Origin of the sequence: Rhodoplanes sp. (genome assembly GCF_013377085.1) — a bacterium.
Taxonomy (GTDB): Bacteria; Pseudomonadota; Alphaproteobacteria; order Rhizobiales; family Xanthobacteraceae; genus Rhodoplanes.
The window spans coordinates 138,059-154,204 of the sequence record NZ_JACAAX010000001.1 but is presented as its reverse complement, the minus strand read 5'-3'; the positions used below and the strand labels follow the sequence as shown (position 1 = coordinate 154,204).

The following is a 16,146-nucleotide window of genomic DNA, read 5'->3' as shown; positions in this document are numbered from 1 at the left end:
GTTCCACATCCGCCGAAAGGAAACCCGCGGCCGAACGGCGTCGGGCCGGCCCGTCGCCGTTCGGAAATCGGGTGGTGTCGTCCTCCGCCGCGCTCCATCTTCGCACCGGCAGAAGAGGAGCCCCACATGAGTTTCCGGATCCGTGGCCTGCCGGCCGAACCGTTCGCCCCGTTGTTCGCGCTCTCGGATGCGGCGCTCGCCGCGCACGGCGCCGTGCGGCGCATCGCCGATGCGCGCGAGCCCGGTTATCCGTGCCGGGTGAGCCTCACGGATTCGAAGCCTGGGGACGAGCTGATCCTCGTCAATCACGAGCATCACGCGGTTGCGTCGCCCTACCGAATGCGCTTCGCGATCTATGTCCGGGAGGGCGAAACAACCTTCGACGAGGTCGACATCGTCCCCGAGCAGCTCCGATGCCGAACACTCGCGGTCCGCGCGTTCGACGAAGCCGGCATGATGGTCGGGTGCGAGCTCGAGGACGGCCGGGCTGTCGAGGACGCGATCGAGCGGCTGTTCGCCGTTCCGCAAGCCGCTTATCTGCACATCCACTTCGCCGCGCCGGGCTGCTATGCGGCAAGGGTCGAGAGAGCGTGACGGCTAACCGCGATCCGCTTCAGGTCGACCGAGCACATCGTGCTCTTGAAGAAGCTGCAGCAGCGTCGCGGCACCGCCGATCTCACGCGCTGAGAAGGATGTTACCGTTGCCGTGGCGGAGCGGGTCGTGGACGACGGCGGTGTCGCGTCCGGAGCGCTTCGCCTCGTAGAGCGCCGCATCGGCGCGACCGAGCGCAGCGTCGATCGTGTCGCCCTCCGTGAGCCGGCAGGCGCCGATGCTGATCGACACCCGCACCGCGACGCCGCCGTCGAGCGTCACGGGCGTGCCGCCGATGGCGGCGAGCAGCGTCTCGGCGAGCGCCCTGATCGTGGTCTCGGGCCGCGGCCGCGCCACCACGATGAACTCGTCGCCGCCCCAACGCCCGTAGACATCGCCGGGACGCAGCGCCGCCCGCAGGCGGCACGCCGCCTCGGAGAGCACGCGGTCGCCGCCGTGATGGCCGTGCGCGTCGTTGATGGTCTTGAACAGGTCGAAGTCGATCAGCAGCAGGTCGAGCGCAACGCCGTCCCGCTCGGCTGCGGCGCGCATCGGCTCGAGCGCGACCAGCACGCCGCGCCGATTGTAGATGCCGGTGAGCGGATCCACCTGAGCGAGCCGGCGGAGCTGATCGGTGCGTTCCGCCACCATCTCCTCGAGCAGCCCGGTGTGGTCCCCGACCGCCGCCGCCATGCGGGCGAACGCCCGCGACAGCCGGCCGATCTCGTCGCGGCCGCGATCGACCTCGGCGGCGAAATCGCCCACCTCCATGCGGCGGATCGCTCCCTCCAGCCGCGCCAGGCGATCGAGCACGACGCGGCGGAAGAACACCATCATCAGTGCGACGGCGGCCGCCGCGATCAACGCGAGCAGCGCCGCGATCGGAGCAAACATGGCACGATCGATGATGGCGTCCACGTCCATGAGCGTCACGTTGAACCAGCCGACCCGGTCGAGATAGCCGACCCCCACCAGATAGTCCTTGCCGCCGATGCGGATGAAGCTCGACTCCACCGCATTCCGGCCCTCGCCGAGCCGCGCCATCATGGCCGCGAGCGTCGCCCTGTCGGTATCGCGATCGACCAGGGCGTAGATGGTCTTCTTCGCCTTGGTGTCCTTGGTCAGGCTGTGGAAGTCCACCATCCTGGCGTCGCGATGCGCCTGGATGGCGCCGGCGCGATCGACGAACATGCTCTGCACGCCGACCTGCGGGATGTCCACCACCTCGCGGATGAAGGCGGTCAGATCCACGCCCGTGCCGATCGCGCCGAGCACGCGTCCGCCCTCGGCGATCACGCAGTTGATCCACACCTTGGTGACGGCGAGGTTGTCGTCGTGGTCGACATTGAGGCGGCAGCCCGGTCCGTCGGCGATCGTGGTGTAGTACCAGCCATCGCGCGGGTTTTCCGGCTTGACGGTGTAGCGGCGCTGGTCGCCCGCGTAGGAGCCGTCGCGGTCGTTGAAGTAGTAGTTGCCGGAGGCGTGGACGACGAAGAAGTAGCTGTGGTCCTGGAACGACTGGCGATAGCGCTCGAGCTCGGCGAGGCCGCGCGCCGCCTTGTCGGGGGCGGCTTCGTCGGTGGCCCATTCGATGACGGCGGGCGAGCGCGTCAGCGTCTCGGCGAGCGAGACCTCGCGCATCAGCGCCTCGAGGCCGCGATAGCGGTCGAACAGCACCTGCTTCTCGGCGAACAGCGTGCCGAGCTTGACGACCGTGGTGCGCACGATCCACTCGAACGCCACATAGGCCGGTAGCGAGACGGCGACGAAAACCGCGAGCGTGAGCAGGAGAAGCCGCGTCTTGAGGCTCGCCGTCACGCGCTCGCGAAGCGCGCGCAGCAGCGCCGAAACGTCGCTCTGCATCGATTCGTCTTCCCAGGCCGGCCTGTCCCATTCCCGAATCCCCGGCAGGTCGTCGGCGGCTCGGGGGTCCGGACCTTCGTCTCTACCGGAAACACCCCACCGAGTGATTAACGCTCTCCGACTATCGTGCTAAAAGTTCGAGCAGTCCGCGACGGCTCCGCGTCGACGGATCGTCAACCAGACGCCCCGATCGGGTCCGGATCGGGCCGGCGTCGAGCCGGCCGTGCCGCCGATGGCGTCGTCCGCGATGCCCGCAACAACGAGTCGATTCGCCGCATGCCCGTCTTCACGCCGCACCAGGACAAGGCGCTCGCCGCGGTCGCCCGCTGGCTCGACGCCCGCCCCGGCTCGCGCGGCACGCCGCCCGTCTTCCGCCTGTTCGGCTATGCCGGCACCGGCAAGACGACGCTCGCCCGCCATCTCGCCGAGGGGGTCGAGGGCGAGGTGAAGTTCGCCGCCTTCACGGGCAAGGCCGCCCAGGTGATGCGCTCCAAGGGCTGCCGCAATGCCTCGACCATCCACAGCCTGATCTACCGGCCGCAGGACACCGAGAGCGAGCAGCCGAGCTTCACGCTGTGGGACGACGCGCCCGCCTCCAAGGCCAAGCTGATCGTCATCGACGAGTGCTCGATGGTCGATGCCGAGCTCGGCCGCGACCTGATGTCGTTCGGCGTGCCGATCCTGGTCCTGGGCGATCCGGCCCAGCTCCCGCCCATCCAGGGCGGCGGCTTCTTCACCGAGCACGAGCCGGACGCCATGCTGACCGAGGTGCACCGCCAGGCGCAGGACGATCCGATCGTGCGGCTCTCGATGCAGGTCCGCGAGGGCGGCCGGCTGGCGCCCGGCGACTACGGCATCAGCCAGGTGGTGCGCCGCAGCGACCTCGATCCGGCCCGCGTGCTCGACGCCGACCAGGTGCTGGTCGGCCGCAATGCGACGCGGCGCGCCTACAACGGCCGGCTGCGCGAGCGACGCGGGTTCACCGAAGCGCTGCCGCTCGCCGGCGACAAGCTGGTCTGCCTGCGCAACAACCGCAAGAAGGGCCTGTTCAACGGCGGCCTGTGGACCGTGAAGGAGCGCGCCATCGGCCGTTCGAAAAAGCTCGTCACCCTGCGGATCGCGCCCGACGAGGACGTCTCGATCCGCAGCAAGCTCCTGAAGGTGACGGTCCGGGCCGAATGCTTCCTCGGCAACATCGAGGAGTTCGACTGGGCGCAGCGCAAGGTCTACGACGAGTTCGACTTCGGCTACGTGCTGACCGTGCACAAGGCGCAGGGCTCGCAGTGGGACGACGTCGTGCTGTTCGACGAGAGCTTCGCGTTCCAGGAGACGCGCGAGCGCTGGCTCTACACCGGCATCACCCGCGCGGCGAAGCGCCTCACCGTGGTGGTGTGACCCGCCGGATGTCGTCCGACGGACGCCGGCGCCGGTCACGCCGCATGGGTGTCGCGCAGCCGCTCGGCGGCGCTGCGCGCCTCGGTGAAGGCGTCGTCGAGCCGGGCCGTGAGGTCGGCCGCGCGCGCCGCCGTGATCGCGTCGGCCTCTTTCTCAAGCGCCAGCGCCAGCTCGGCGAGCCGGCGGAAGCCGAGCGCACCAGCGGAGCCCTTGAGCGTGTGGGCCTCGATACCGAGCGTCTTGCGATCGGCCCCGGCGGCCAGGTCGCGCAGCACGGCGAGGCGGCGGCGGGCGTCGTCGAGGAAACAGTCGAGCGCCGCGGCGAAGCCGTCGTCGCCGATCTCGTCGCGCAGGATCTCGGTCGCCGCGAGGTCGAGCACCGGCAGGCTGGAACCGGCGTGCGCGCCTGCCTCTTTGGCCCGCCCGTGGCGGCCGAACTCGGCCGGCCGAGGCGCGCGCTGCGAGACCGGCCGCGGTGGCTCCGCCGTATCGCTGTCGTCGACCCCGAGTCCCATATAGGCAACCGCCTGCACGGCCTGGGCGAGCGACTCGATCAGTACGGTCTTGCGCACCGGCTTGGCGATGAACCCGGTCATGCCGGCCTCGCGGCAGGCCTGGACATCGTCCGGGAACGCGTTGGCCGTCAGCGCGATGATCGGCATGCTGGCCCAGCGTCCGCCGCGGGCGCGGATGTGGCGCGTCGCCTCCAGGCCGTCCATGCCGGGCATGCGCACGTCCATCAGGATCAGGTCGCAGGCGAACTCCGACACGGCCGCGACCGCCTGGAAGCCGTCCTCGGCGATCCGGATGGTGATGTCGAACGACTTCAACATCCGGGTCACGACCATCTGATTGGTGCCGTTGTCCTCCACCAGCAGCACCCGCAACGGGCGGGCGAGCCGGCCGAGCACCGCCGTGAAGGCGGCGTGCGACACCGGACCGGCGCCGCGGTCGCGGGGCACGTCGGTGACCGCGAGCGGCAGCCGCACCGTGAAGGTCGACCCCTCGTCGAGCACGGAGCGGACCGCCACGTCGCCGCCCATCTGCTCGACCAGCCGCTTGCAGATCGCAAGGCCGAGGCCGGTGCCGCCGAAGCGGCGGTTGATCGAGCTGTCGGCCTGCACGTAGTCGGAGAACAGCGTGCCGATGCGTTCCGGCGCGATGCCGATGCCGCTGTCGTGCACCGCCCATTCGAGCGTCGCCCCGCCGGCGGCGCGGCCCGCGCAGCCGACCACGACCTCGATCTCGCCGCCGGTCGGCGTGAACTTCATGGCATTGCCGGCGAGATTGAGCAGCACCTGGCGGATCCGGCCGGGATCGCCGAGCATCAGGGGTGGAACGTCGCCGGCGACCGACAGGAACAGCGCGACGCCCTTGGCGCGCGCCTGCGGTCCGAGCACCCCGACCACGTCGTCGGCGAGCTCGCGCGGCGAGAAGGCGACGCATTCGAACTGCACGCGCCCGGCCTCGAGCTTCGACAGATCGAGGATGTCGTTGAGGATCGCGAGCAGGCACTCGCCCGACTGGTTGATCGCCTCGAGGGTCTTGCGCTGGTCGGTGTCGAGGGTCGTCTCCAGCAGGGTCGCGGCAAGCCCGAGCAGGCCGTTGAGCGGCGTGCGGATCTCGTGGCTCATCACGGCGAAGAAGGCGGACTTGGCCTTGCTCGCCACCTCGGCGGCGCGCTCGTGCTCGCGGGCGCGGACGGATTCGGCCTCGGCGCGGGCGCGCTGCTCCTCGGCGCGCTTGAGGTCGGTCATGTCCGTATGCGTGCAGACCCATCCGCCGGTGGCGTTCAGTCGCGGGTTGATTCCGATGACGCGCCCGTCCGCCAGGGTCTCGAGCCACTGTGTATCGGCAGTCGGCTCGCGATCGAGACGGCTGCCCGGACCGACCACCAGCCCCAGATCGCGCCGCGCCCTGACGATCTCGTCGAAGCGCGTTCCGCGTCGCGGCGCCAATGCGTGCAGGCCGTAGAGATCGACGAAACGCTGGTTGCAGACGATCAGTCGCCGCTCGGCATCGAACATCGAGAGCCCCTGGTTCATGCTCTCGAGCGCGTCCTTGAACAGCCGATTCTGCTCCGACAGCTCGGCCTCGCTCGATTCGAGGGCGTGCCGCGTGTGCTGCAGCCGGCGGATCGAGGCCAGCACGAAAAGTGCGACCGCCGCGCCGATCAGCGCTCCCGCCAGCCCGATGGTCCACAGCGTCGGCACCGCCGCACCGAACAGCTCGGCGGAGGATTCGAGGGTCGCCCTGATGCGGTCGTCGAGCACGTCGTCGATGTGGCCGAGCACGCGGCGCGCTGTCCGTACATTGTCGTAGGTACGCAGAATATGGAACGAGCGCTCCTCTTCGGTCGCACCGATCTGTTCCCAGGCGGCGAAGTGATCGAGGCTTTCGCCGATCTCGACCACCGCGTTCCACAAGGCGAGGTGGTCGCGCGCGGAAACGACGTCGCCGGTGACCCCGATCAGCCGGTCGAGCGGCGAGTCGAGGGCGAGCATGCGACGCACGTCCACGACCGCGCCCGCCACCATGGCGGAGCGCTCCTCCTCCTCGAAGCCGATCGTCACGGCCGTCACGCCAGCGAGGATGTGCGCAAGATAGCGATCGAGCTCGCGCACCAAATCGTGTCGCTTGACGTCGGTCGCCACGGACACGACCGAGGATTTGCCGTGGGCGAGCTCGTGGGCGTAAAAGCCGGCGGAGCCGACGATCGCGGCAAGGAACAAGCCGATCGCGATCGCGTAGGGCGCGATCTCGCGAAAGTTCGCTCGTGCGGCTACGGCCGGAACTGTATCGGGGTCGCGGCTCACCGGACGTTCGCCTTCACCGGGGCGCCGGACACCGGGTCGAAATAGATCTCGACCCGCCGACCGTGCTTGTCGCGCCCGTAAATCTCATAGCAGTGTCCCGGCGTCGTCTTGAACACGACGATCCTGTAGCCGTCCGTCTCGATGCGCTCGCGCATCGCCTGCAGCGGCAGCCACGTGTCGGCGGGCACGGTCGTGCAAACAGGGCCGGCGTCGGCGGATCCGACCAGCAGAATCAGGATGACGAGGCTGGCGGGATGGATCATCGTGGGTCCGCATGGAGCGAGAGAGCATTCGTTTTGATGCAATTCTACCGATCGCCGATTAAATGATCTTTACGTCGGTCGGAGACCCGAAAGGACCAGCCGATGACCTGGAGCCGGCCCACGACGAGCGCGATCGCACGGCGCACGACCGCACGGACTAGACCGTCATCGTGGCGCCGGACGATCCGGGCTCTCCTGCTCGTCAGTGTCGTCGCGCTCTTCGGAACGACATGGCCCGGCGGGGCCGATGCGGCCGACATCGCGCCGCGCGGCTATGCCGGTTACGCTGGCGAGGTCGCCGGCCCGATCATCGGCGGCACCGTCGCCAACAACGGCTACTACGCCTATGGCCCCTACGCAGGACCCGGCGCGCCGCTGCCGTGGAGCAACCTCTATGGGCCGGCCGTGCCGGTCGCGCCGGGCTGCTTCATGCAGCGCCAGCGGATCTGGACCGAATACGGCTGGCGCTGGCGCGTGGCGCCGCTCTGCTATTAACGATTGTTCATCTGTTCCAACGCGTTAGCGGCAGGTCGCAGGCGCTCCGCCAAACTAACGACAAATTGGGCGTGCTCAATTCGGCTGGTGACGTCAGCCGCACGGGGCTGATTGCCGGCGAGCCGAACCCCCGACCTGTCATCGCAAGTCCGGGCGCGCGGCGCATCATCCGAGCCTCACGAGGGGACCATGACCCGAACCCTGACTGCTCTTTCGGCAGCCGCGCTGGCTGCCGTCCTGGCGCTGCCGGCGAGCGACGCCCAGGCCCAGTACTACTATCACCGCGGCGGCGGCGGCGGCGCGGCAGCGGCCGGCATCATCGGCGGCCTCGCGGCCGGCGCCATCATCGGCGGTGCGATCGCGAGCTCGCGGCCGGCCTATCCGTACGACCCGGCCTATGCGGCGCCGCCCCCGCCTCCCCCGCCCGGCCCGTATCCGGGCTACGCACCGGCCGCCGGCTGGGCGCCCTACCCGGCCTATGCGGGCCCGATCCCGGTCGGCTGCCCCGGCGGCTACTGGGCGCGCCGGCCGCTCTACGACCCCTATGGCGGGTTCATCGGCTATTCGCGGCCGCGTTGGTTCTGCCCCTGAACGGCAAGGCGGCGCCTCCAACACGTTTCCGCGACGCCCAAACGGCCGGCCTCCCACCGGCCGTTTTCGTGTCTACATACAGAGGCAGACCGAAGACCGGAAAAATCGGCAAGTCATGGCACACACTTGTCCCGCGGCGATCGAGCCAGGCACGGTTGACAACTGTCACGCGGGAGAGACAATGCCGGCTATCGTCATAGTTGTTTCCAAGTCCGATCTCCGTGGGGGGCGAAGGGACGGATGGCGAACGGACCATTTCACCGGCGAGAGAGCCCGACACAGACATCGCAGGACGCCGTACAACAGGTCGCGTCTGGAGAGATTTGGGGTCGCACTGCGCGCTGGGGCCTCAACCCGAGCGTCAAAGCATATCGTGATCGGCTCCCGCCCGACCGGCGCGGCATCCAATTCACGACTCCCATTCCTCCTCACCCGGGGAGCGGTTCCCCTTTTGAGGCAGCTTGGTACCATCCGGACACGCCGGGTGTTTCGCTGCGACAGAACTCGAACAACGAGGACTTCGCCGTCATTCCAGCGGTGGTCACCAATTTACAGCCATGACAATTCGTTCTTTACGATTTGCTCGTATAAGAGGTGCGCTTGCAGCGTTGAGCACGTCGCGCAGTGGGGCGCAGCCTTACGATCCGGTCGGGCCGGCGGAGGACCGCATGGGACCCCTTGAGATCGCAAACCTGCACAAGCTCTTGGAGAGCGAAAACCTGATTCCGCAAGCGGTCATCGGCACCGAGATCGGCCCGCTCCTGTCCAAGTTGGGCGCAGGGATCGAGACCGGTTGGGACGATCTCGACGGGTACGCCGGTGCGGGCTTTGTCCTGGGTGACATGCCGTTCGCGGTGATGCGCTACGAAGGGCATCCGCCCGCGACGTCGACAATCTATCTTCCTCGCCGGTTTCACGACGTGGACGAGATCAGTGAAGCCGTCAATTTGATCACGTCGAAGCTCGGCATCTCCGAAGCCGCCCTCGTTTGGCAGCGACGCGATAATCCGGAACTCTGAGTCCCGAGGCGCCGCAGCCTCCTCCCACCGCCCGATAACTCATCGCCGCGACGCTCGCGCCCGCATGTGGTCCAGCACGGCGGCGTCCGGCCAGCAGTCGAGCGACAGGCCGTTGGCCTTCTCGTAGGCGCCGAGCGCGAGCCGCGTGCGCATGCCGGCCTTGCCGTCGATCTTGTCGCGGTACATCCCGAGCGCCGCGAGGTGGTTCTGCATCTCCTCCAGATCCTTGGTGCGCAACTGCACCACCGGATCCCAGGCGCGCTCGAACGGACCGCCGCCGGCGATGCGATCCGAGACATTGCCGACGAACAGCACATACAGATCCGAGAAGTTATAGTCCTTGATCACGTAGTAGTTCTTCATGATCAGGAACGACGGGCCGTGCAGCCCGGCCGGCTGCAGCAGCGAGGCCGGCTCGTTCAGATCCGCGGCCGCCGGGCGCTTTCCGCCGGCCGGCACGAAGCCGGCAGCGAGCCAGTCGCGCAGCGGCTTGAGGTTGTCGGGATCCGCGATGGTGCAGTCGAGCCCGCGCGGCGGCTTGACCTCGTAAGCCCAGTGCTTGCCGGCCTGCCAGCCCTTGGCGGCGAGCTGCTGGGCCGCGGACGCGAGCGCATCCGGCACCGAGCGCCAGATGTCGCGCTTTCCGTCGCCGTCGAAGTCGACGCCGTGCTTGTAGAACTCCGACGGCAGAAACTGGGTCAGCCCCAAGGCACCGCCCCACGAGGCCCGCATGTCGGACCGCGCCACGCCGTCCTCCATCATCTTCATGGCGTAGAGCAGCTCGTTGCGGAACATGTCCTTGCGGCGGCCGTAGTACCCCTGCGTCGCCAGCACCCGCAGCGCGTCGTGCGGCAGCTTGTAGGTGCCGAACGCCGTCTCGCGGCCCCAGATCGCCAGCACGACCGAGCCCGGCACGCCGAAGCGCTGCTCGATCCCCTGCAGCGCCGTGCGGTGCTGCTCCAGGAGCTGGCGGCCCTGGCCGGCCAGACTGGCGAGCGTCTTCTCGCGCAGATACTCGGCCGGCGTCTGGACGAACTCGGCCTGGCCGCGCGGCGGCGTCTGGGCGCGGCCCGGGATCACCAGGTCGGGCAACGACAGGTCGGGCTCGAGCCCCCGCACCGCCTGCTCGAAGGTGGCGCGCGACACGCCGAGCTTCTGGGCGTCCGGCCACAGGCTCTGCAGCCATTGCTGGAAGGCGGCGTCGGCGGCGCGGCCGGCGGTCGGCGCCAGCGCGAACGCCAGCATCATTGTGACGGCCAGCACCACGGCGGTCCGGCCGGCGGACAGGAGGATCATCCTGGCATCTCCACGAACGTTCCGTGAAACAAGACGAATCGGAAACAGAGAGAGTCCGGTAAACAAGGTTTTAATGGGGAGACGGTTCGGCGCGTTATTTTGATTGTCATAGCCGTCTTCCTGCCGGGTCAGACCGCGCAAAAGAACAATCCGTGACACAAGACGAATCGGAAACGGACAGGGGGCGATTAAGAAAGTATTGCGACACGTCGATCGCTGCGCCGCAGGCGCATCGCGACGACCGCGTCGATGTTCCCGCTCCGGTCCGCGAACACGAATCGGAAACGGAGCGTGGCCGGTTAAGAATTCGTTGCGTGCCGCGGCGCCCGGCGCGATTGTCGAACGGCGTCGATCCTTTCATCGAACTGATTTTTTCAGGAGACACCCATGTCCCGCCGGTTCTCCCGATTCGTTCTCGCCGGACTCGCGTTCGGGCTGGTTCTGACGGACGCGCACGTCGCCCCCGCCGCATCGACGACGGAGCTGCTCGACGCGCTGGTCGCCGCCTATCCGGACGCGCTGGCGCGCCACGACGGCGAGCGCGTCTATTGGCGCGACGGCACCGCCATGCCGGCCTCCGACGGCCGCGCCGACAAGCCGTTCAAGGAGCTCTTGGCCAACGCCTCGATCCTCGATCAGCTCCGCCTGCCCTACCGCACCGGGCGCCTCGCCGCGCCGCCCCCCCTGAACGACGATCCGGGCCGCTTCCGCAACGAGGCGTTCTTCAAGAAGATGTACGGCGACTGCAAGAAGGGCGAGGTGCAGGCCCGCATGGTGTCGATCACCTGGCTGCCGAAGAGCTGGGGCAAGAAGGTCTCGGTGACCAGCGTCAACGGTGTCGCCGAGAAGCTGAAGGCTGTGTCGGACGAGATCGAGGCGCTGCCGGCGGAGATCCGCAAGTCCGCCTTCCCGATCGCCGGCGTGCTGGCCTGCCGGCCGGTCGCCGACACCGGCAAGATGAGCATGCACGGCTACGGCGCCGCCATCGACCTCAATCTCGACGTCTCCGACTACTGGCTGTGGACGAAAAAGACCGACCCGATCCCCTACAAGAACCGCATGCCGCACGAGATCGTCGACGTGTTCGAGCGCCACGGCTTCGTCTGGGGCGGCAAGTGGTATCACTACGACACGATGCATTTCGAGTATCGGCCGGAGCTCATTTCCGCCGGCGCGAAGTGACGGGGGACGGCATCACCGGCGCCACATCCGGCGCAAAGTCCTTCGCGGCGCGACGCGCCAGCGAGAGAAACTGCCGCACCGTGCCGGACGGATCGCCGCGGCGCGCGACCAGCAGCAGCGGCGCGGTCGGCTGGGCGCGGCCTTGCAGGCGGCGATAGACGACGCCGTCCATCTGCATGCGGCCGAGCGACTCCGGCACCAGCGACAGCCCGAGTCCCGCCGCCACCAGGTTCAAGGTGGAGACGATCCGCGGCACCTCCTGGCCGACCGTCGGGCTGAAGCCCGCCGCCCGGCAGGCCGCGATGATGGCGTCGTAGAGGCCCGGTCCGCTGCGCCGCCGATAGAGAATGAAGGTCTCGCCGGCCAGCGCCTTCAGCGCCAGCGGCGGCCCGTTCGCCCGACCTTGCGCAAGGAGATGGCCGCGCGGCAACGCCACCACCATCGGCTCGTCGAGCAACGGATGCACGACCAGCCCCTCGGCGTCGACCGGGGTGCGCACGAAGCCGACGTCGACGGTCTCGTTCTGCAGGTCGGCGACCAGCTCCAGCGTCCCGCCCTCCTCCAGCGTCGCCGCGACACGCGGAAACGCCTCGCGAAAGGCGCGGATGACGCGCGGCACCAGCGGATGGAACGGCGCCGAGCTGGTGAAGCCGATGCAGACCTGGCCCTGCTCGCCGCGGGCGGTGCGCCGCGCGCCCGCCACCGCGTGCTCGGCCTGGGCCAGCACGGCGCGCGCGTCGGCCAGAAAGCTGCGGCCCGCCGCCGTCAGCTCGACGCCGCGCGGTCGCCGCCGCAGGAGCTGGACGCCGAGCTCGCGCTCCAGCGCCTTCATCTGCTGGCTCAGCGGCGGCTGCTGCATGCCCAGCCGCTCGGCCGCGCGGGTGATGTGGCTCTCCTCGGCGACGACGACGAAATAGCGGAGATGGCGGAGCTCCATGCATGTCTCCGATACATATCGAATAGATATGGATTTTGCTTTTACCATAGTATGGATCGACTGACGATGTCGCCTTAGGCGTGCGGCGATGTCCATCGACCATCACGGAGCCGCCGCCATGACCGAGACCAGCCCAGCCGCCATCGATCCCACGCCCGCCTCCGTCGAAGTCCTATACGGCGAGATGAGCCGTCGCCTCGCGATCGTGCGCGATCGCCTGCGCCGGCCGCTGACGCTCGCCGAAAAGATCCTGCTCGGCCATCTCGACGCGCCGGAGACGCAGGAGCTCGATCCGGGCAGGAGCTATCTGTCGTTGCGGCCCGACCGGGTGGTGTTCCAGGACGTGCTCGGCCAGAGCGGCATGCTGCAGTTCATGCAGACCGGGCTCGACCGCGTCGCGGTGCCGACCACGATCCACTGCGATCACCTGATCCAGGCCCGCACCGGCGCCGGCGCCGATCTGGCCGCCTCGCTCGCCGAGAACCAGGAGGTCTACGGGTTCCTGCGCTCGGCTTCGGCCCGGTATGGCTGCGGCTTCTGGGAGCCGGGGGCCGGCATCATCCACCAGGTGGTGCTGGAGAACTACGCGGTGCCGGGCCAGATCCTTATCGGCACCGACTCGCATACGCCGAACGCCGGCGGGCTCGGCGCCTGCGCGGTCGGAGTCGGTGGCGCCGATGCCGTCGAGGTGATCGCCGGGCTGCCGTGGGAGCTGCTCTATCCGCGCCGCATCGCCGTCTATCTCACAGGCTCCCTGAGCGGCTGGACGGCGCCCAAGGACGTGATCCTCTCCGTCGCGCAGGCCCTCACGGTGTCGGGCGGCACCAATGCGATCATCGAGTATATCGGCCCCGGCGCCCGCACCATCAGCGCCACCGGCAAGGCGACCATCGCCAACATGGGCGCCGAGCTCGGCGCCACCACGTCGATGTTCCCTTACGACGACTGGATGACGCGCTATCTCGCCGCGACGGGCCGCGCCGATCTCGTGCCGGTGATCGAGCGGCACCGCGACCTCTTCGCGCCCGACGCCGAGGTCGAGGCCGAGCCGGAGAAGTTCTACGACCGCGTCGTCCGGCTCGATCTTTCGACGTTGGAACCGCATGTCTCCGGGCCGCATACGCCGGACCTTGCCCGCCCGATCTCGGCACTTGCCGCCGCGGTCGCCGACGGCCACGACGGCCTGGTCGACAATCTGTCCGCGGCCCTGATCGGAAGCTGCACCAACTCCTCCTACGAGGACATGAGCCGCGCCGCAGACGTCGCCGCACAGGCGCGCGCCCACGGGCTCGCTTCCGCCGTGCCGCTGATGGTGACGCCGGGCTCCGAGACGGTGCGGGCGACCGTCGCGCGCGACGGCCAGCTCGACGCGTTGGAAAGCCTCGGCGCCATCGCGCTCGCCAATGCCTGCGGGCCGTGCATCGGTCAGTGGCGCCGGGCGGATCCTGCGGCCGATGCGCCGAACGTGATCGCGACCTCCTACAATCGCAATTTCCCGCGGCGGAACGACGGCCGCGCCACCACCATGAACATCATCGCCAGCCCCGAGATCGTCACGGCGCTGGCGATCGCCGGGCGGCTGTCGTTCAACCCGCTGACCGACACGCTGACCGGCGCGGACGGGCGGCCGTTCCGCCTGCAGCCGCCGCAGCCGGCACCGGACGTTCCGACCGTGGGCTTTTCACGCGCCCGCGCCTGCATCGCGCCGCCGGCGGACGGCCGCGCCGTCGCGCTCGACATCGATCCGGCGAGCGAGCGGCTGCAGCGGCTGGCGCCGTGGCCGGCCTGGGACGGCGACGATCTTCTGAACATGCCGGTGCTGCTGAAAGCGCGCGGCAAGACCACCACGGACCACATCTCGCCGGCCGGACCGTGGCTGCGGCTGCGCGGCCATCTCGACCGCTTCAGCGACAACATGTTCCTCGGCGCCGTCAACGCCTATACGGGCGAGGCCGGCCGCGGCCGCAACGTGGTGTCGGGCGAGACCGCGTCGTTCTCGGCGATCGCCCGCGCCTACAAGGCGCAGGGGCTGCGCTGGGTGGTGATCGGCGACAGGAACTACGGCGAGGGATCGAGCCGCGAGCACGCCGCGCTGTCGCCGCGGCTGCTCGGCGGCGTCGCCGTGATCGCGCGCAGCTTCGCCCGCATCCACGAGACCAACCTGAAGAAGCAGGGCCTGCTGGCGCTGACCTTCGAGAATGCCGACGACTACGAGCGCATTCTTGTGGACGACCGCATCGGCCTCGTCGGGCTCGCCGATCTCGCACCCGGCCGTCCGGTGACCTGCCGGGTGCAGCACGCCGACGGCACGGTCGAAACGCTGTCGCTGCACCACTCCTACAGTGCGGCCCAACTCGCCTGGTTCCGGGCCGGCTCGGCCCTCAACACGATCGTCAGCCGGCGGGCGCGTGAAGCGGCCGAGTGAGTCCGATCACGCCGGCGTCGCGCAGCGCGTCGATATCGGCCGGGCTCCGGCCGAGCAGGTCGCGCAGGATCTCGGCCGTGTGCTCGCCCAACAGCGGCGGCGCACGGTCGTACTGCGGCGGCGTGCCGGCGAGCCGCAGCGGCGAGGCGATGGTGGCGACGTGTCCCCCGTCGCCGCGCGAAAGATCGACGCGCAGGCCGCGATGCTGCACCTGTGGATCCTGAAAGACCTGGGCGTAGTCGTTGATCGGCCCGCACGGCACGCCGCGCGCCTCCAGCGCCGCGATCCAGTCGGCGGTCGTCCGCTCGCGCAACGTCAAGGCGATCTCGGCCGTCAACGCTTCGCGCCCGAGGATGCGGCCCGTCACCGTCTTGTAGCGCGCGTCGTCGGCAAGATCCGCGCGGCCCAGCACCTCGCAGCAGCGCTGCCACTGGGTGTCGTTGCCGACCGCGATCACCACATGGCCGTCGGCAGTCTCGAACACTTCGTAGGGGACCAGGCTCGCATGCGCGTTGCCATAGCGGTGCGGCACCTTCCCGCTGGCCAAATAACCCGTCACCTGGTTGCCGCCGAGCGCGACGATGCAGTCGAGCAGCGCCATGTCGATGTACTGGCCACGCCCCGTCACGCTGCGATGGCTGAGCGCCGCCAGAATGGCGATCGAGGCGTACATGCCGGTCAGCACGTCGGCGATGGCGATGCCGACCTTTTGCGGCCCGCCGCCCGGCCGATCGTCGCGCTCGCCCGTGACGCTCATCAGGCCGCCCTGCGCCTGGAACACGAAGTCGTAGCCGGGCTTGTGCGCCGCCGGCCCGTCCTGGCCGTAGCCCGTGATCGAGCAGTAGACGAGGCCCGGATTGATCGTCTGCAGGGATGCATAGTCGAGCCCGTAGCGGGCGAGATCACCGACCTTGAAGTTCTCGATGACGATGTCGCATGACGCGGCGAGCTCGCGCACCAGCGCCTGCCCCTCCGGCCGGGCGATGTCGATGGCGATCGAGCGCTTGCCGCGGTTGGCCGCTGCAAAATAGGTCGAGTCGCGCGACGCCCCGCCGCTCGCATCGGCGACCCAGGGCGGCCCCCAGGCGCGGGTGTCGTCGCCGCAGCCGGGCCGCTCGACCTTGATGACGTCGGCGCCGAGATCCGCGAGGTTCTGAGTGCACCACGGGCCGGCGAGCACCCGCGAGAGATCGAGCACGCGGATGTGGGAGAGAGCACTGGTCATGACGTGAGGCTGGTCCGGAGCGTTGAGCGGGCCCGCCGGCCCGCGAC

Annotated in this window: 13 protein-coding genes; 7 read left to right on the top strand and 6 right to left on the bottom strand. The window is 69.1% G+C overall.

What is annotated here, in order from left to right:
- Nucleotides 1-126 precede the first annotated feature (126 nt).
- Nucleotides 127-594, top strand: a complete 468-nt coding sequence (locus HXX10_RS00615; RefSeq protein ID WP_296519401.1) for a DUF1203 domain-containing protein — start codon at nt 127-129, stop codon at nt 592-594.
- Between the two features lie 82 nt (nt 595-676).
- Here HXX10_RS00615 and HXX10_RS00610 read toward each other — a convergent pair whose 3' ends face one another.
- Nucleotides 677-2,455 carry a diguanylate cyclase gene (locus HXX10_RS00610; RefSeq protein WP_296519400.1) on the bottom strand — a complete coding sequence of 593 codons (1,779 nt, stop codon included), beginning with the start codon at nt 2,453-2,455 and terminating at the stop codon, nt 677-679.
- A 276-nt stretch (nt 2,456-2,731) separates the two neighbouring features.
- Between HXX10_RS00610 and HXX10_RS00605 the strand changes: the two genes are divergently transcribed.
- On the top strand, nt 2,732-3,850 hold the full coding sequence (locus HXX10_RS00605; RefSeq protein ID WP_296519399.1) for an ATP-dependent RecD-like DNA helicase: 1,119 nt from the start codon (nt 2,732-2,734) through the stop codon (nt 3,848-3,850).
- Between the two features lie 35 nt (nt 3,851-3,885).
- Here HXX10_RS00605 and HXX10_RS00600 read toward each other — a convergent pair whose 3' ends face one another.
- Together HXX10_RS00600 and HXX10_RS00595 are read right to left on the bottom strand one after the other, a co-directional pair.
- On the bottom strand, nt 3,886-6,666 hold the full coding sequence (locus tag HXX10_RS00600; RefSeq protein ID WP_296519398.1) for an ATP-binding protein: 2,781 nt from the start codon (nt 6,664-6,666) through the stop codon (nt 3,886-3,888).
- The gene (locus HXX10_RS00595) at nt 6,663-6,929 is read right to left on the bottom strand and encodes a PepSY domain-containing protein (protein ID WP_296519397.1); all 267 of its coding nucleotides are present in this window, start codon (nt 6,927-6,929) and stop codon (nt 6,663-6,665) included. Before HXX10_RS00595 ends, HXX10_RS00600 begins: the two co-directional genes overlap by 4 nt.
- A gap of 102 nt (nt 6,930-7,031) precedes the next feature.
- Between HXX10_RS00595 and HXX10_RS00590 the strand changes: the two genes are divergently transcribed.
- From HXX10_RS00590 to HXX10_RS00580, 3 genes are all read left to right on the top strand, one after another.
- Nucleotides 7,032-7,424 carry a hypothetical protein gene (locus HXX10_RS00590; protein WP_296519396.1) on the top strand — a complete coding sequence of 131 codons (393 nt, stop codon included), beginning with the start codon at nt 7,032-7,034 and terminating at the stop codon, nt 7,422-7,424.
- Nucleotides 7,425-7,613: 189 nt separating this feature from the next.
- Complete coding sequence (locus tag HXX10_RS00585) at nt 7,614-8,015, top strand: hypothetical protein (RefSeq protein ID WP_296519395.1); 402 nt, start codon at nt 7,614-7,616, stop codon at nt 8,013-8,015.
- A gap of 668 nt (nt 8,016-8,683) precedes the next feature.
- Nucleotides 8,684-9,034 carry a hypothetical protein gene (locus HXX10_RS00580; RefSeq protein ID WP_296519394.1) on the top strand — a complete coding sequence of 117 codons (351 nt, stop codon included), beginning with the start codon at nt 8,684-8,686 and terminating at the stop codon, nt 9,032-9,034.
- A 39-nt stretch (nt 9,035-9,073) separates the two neighbouring features.
- On the opposite strand, the gene HXX10_RS00575 is transcribed toward HXX10_RS00580, so the two are convergent.
- Nucleotides 9,074-10,330, bottom strand: a complete 1,257-nt coding sequence (locus HXX10_RS00575; protein WP_296519393.1) for a lytic murein transglycosylase — start codon at nt 10,328-10,330, stop codon at nt 9,074-9,076.
- A gap of 387 nt (nt 10,331-10,717) precedes the next feature.
- Here HXX10_RS00575 and HXX10_RS00570 point away from each other — a divergent pair, with 387 nt between their 5' ends.
- Nucleotides 10,718-11,512, top strand: coding sequence for a M15 family metallopeptidase (locus tag HXX10_RS00570; RefSeq protein WP_296519392.1), 795 nt, complete (start codon nt 10,718-10,720; stop codon nt 11,510-11,512).
- Here the strand turns inward: HXX10_RS00570 and HXX10_RS00565 are convergent.
- Nucleotides 11,490-12,449, bottom strand: coding sequence for a LysR family transcriptional regulator (locus HXX10_RS00565; RefSeq protein ID WP_296519391.1), 960 nt, complete (start codon nt 12,447-12,449; stop codon nt 11,490-11,492). The genes HXX10_RS00570 and HXX10_RS00565 overlap by 23 nt on opposite strands.
- 118 nt (nt 12,450-12,567) lie before the next feature.
- On the opposite strand from HXX10_RS00565, the gene HXX10_RS00560 reads away from it, so the two are divergent.
- The gene (locus tag HXX10_RS00560) at nt 12,568-14,874 is read left to right on the top strand and encodes an aconitate hydratase (RefSeq protein WP_296519390.1); all 2,307 of its coding nucleotides are present in this window, start codon (nt 12,568-12,570) and stop codon (nt 14,872-14,874) included.
- Here the strand turns inward: HXX10_RS00560 and HXX10_RS00555 are convergent.
- Nucleotides 14,843-16,099, bottom strand: a complete 1,257-nt coding sequence (locus HXX10_RS00555; RefSeq protein WP_296519389.1) for a CaiB/BaiF CoA-transferase family protein — start codon at nt 16,097-16,099, stop codon at nt 14,843-14,845. The two genes, HXX10_RS00560 and HXX10_RS00555, sit on opposite strands and share 32 nt — an antisense overlap.
- Between the last annotated feature and the right edge of the window lie 47 nt (nt 16,100-16,146).

Coding starts and splice junctions, on each gene's coding strand:
- HXX10_RS00615 (WP_296519401.1), top strand. CDS start 127: ATGAGTTTCCGGATCCGTGGCCTGCCGGCCGAACCGTTCGCCCCGTTG.
- HXX10_RS00610 (WP_296519400.1), bottom strand. CDS start 2,455: ATGCAGAGCGACGTTTCGGCGCTGCTGCGCGCGCTTCGCGAGCGCGTG.
- HXX10_RS00605 (WP_296519399.1), top strand. CDS start 2,732: ATGCCCGTCTTCACGCCGCACCAGGACAAGGCGCTCGCCGCGGTCGCC.
- HXX10_RS00595 (WP_296519397.1), bottom strand. CDS start 6,929: ATGATCCATCCCGCCAGCCTCGTCATCCTGATTCTGCTGGTCGGATCC.
- HXX10_RS00590 (WP_296519396.1), top strand. CDS start 7,032: ATGACCTGGAGCCGGCCCACGACGAGCGCGATCGCACGGCGCACGACC.
- HXX10_RS00585 (WP_296519395.1), top strand. CDS start 7,614: ATGACCCGAACCCTGACTGCTCTTTCGGCAGCCGCGCTGGCTGCCGTC.
- HXX10_RS00580 (WP_296519394.1), top strand. CDS start 8,684: ATGGGACCCCTTGAGATCGCAAACCTGCACAAGCTCTTGGAGAGCGAA.
- HXX10_RS00575 (WP_296519393.1), bottom strand. CDS start 10,330: ATGATCCTCCTGTCCGCCGGCCGGACCGCCGTGGTGCTGGCCGTCACA.
- HXX10_RS00570 (WP_296519392.1), top strand. CDS start 10,718: ATGTCCCGCCGGTTCTCCCGATTCGTTCTCGCCGGACTCGCGTTCGGG.
- HXX10_RS00565 (WP_296519391.1), bottom strand. CDS start 12,449: ATGGAGCTCCGCCATCTCCGCTATTTCGTCGTCGTCGCCGAGGAGAGC.
- HXX10_RS00560 (WP_296519390.1), top strand. CDS start 12,568: ATGACCGAGACCAGCCCAGCCGCCATCGATCCCACGCCCGCCTCCGTC.
- HXX10_RS00555 (WP_296519389.1), bottom strand. CDS start 16,099: ATGACCAGTGCTCTCTCCCACATCCGCGTGCTCGATCTCTCGCGGGTG.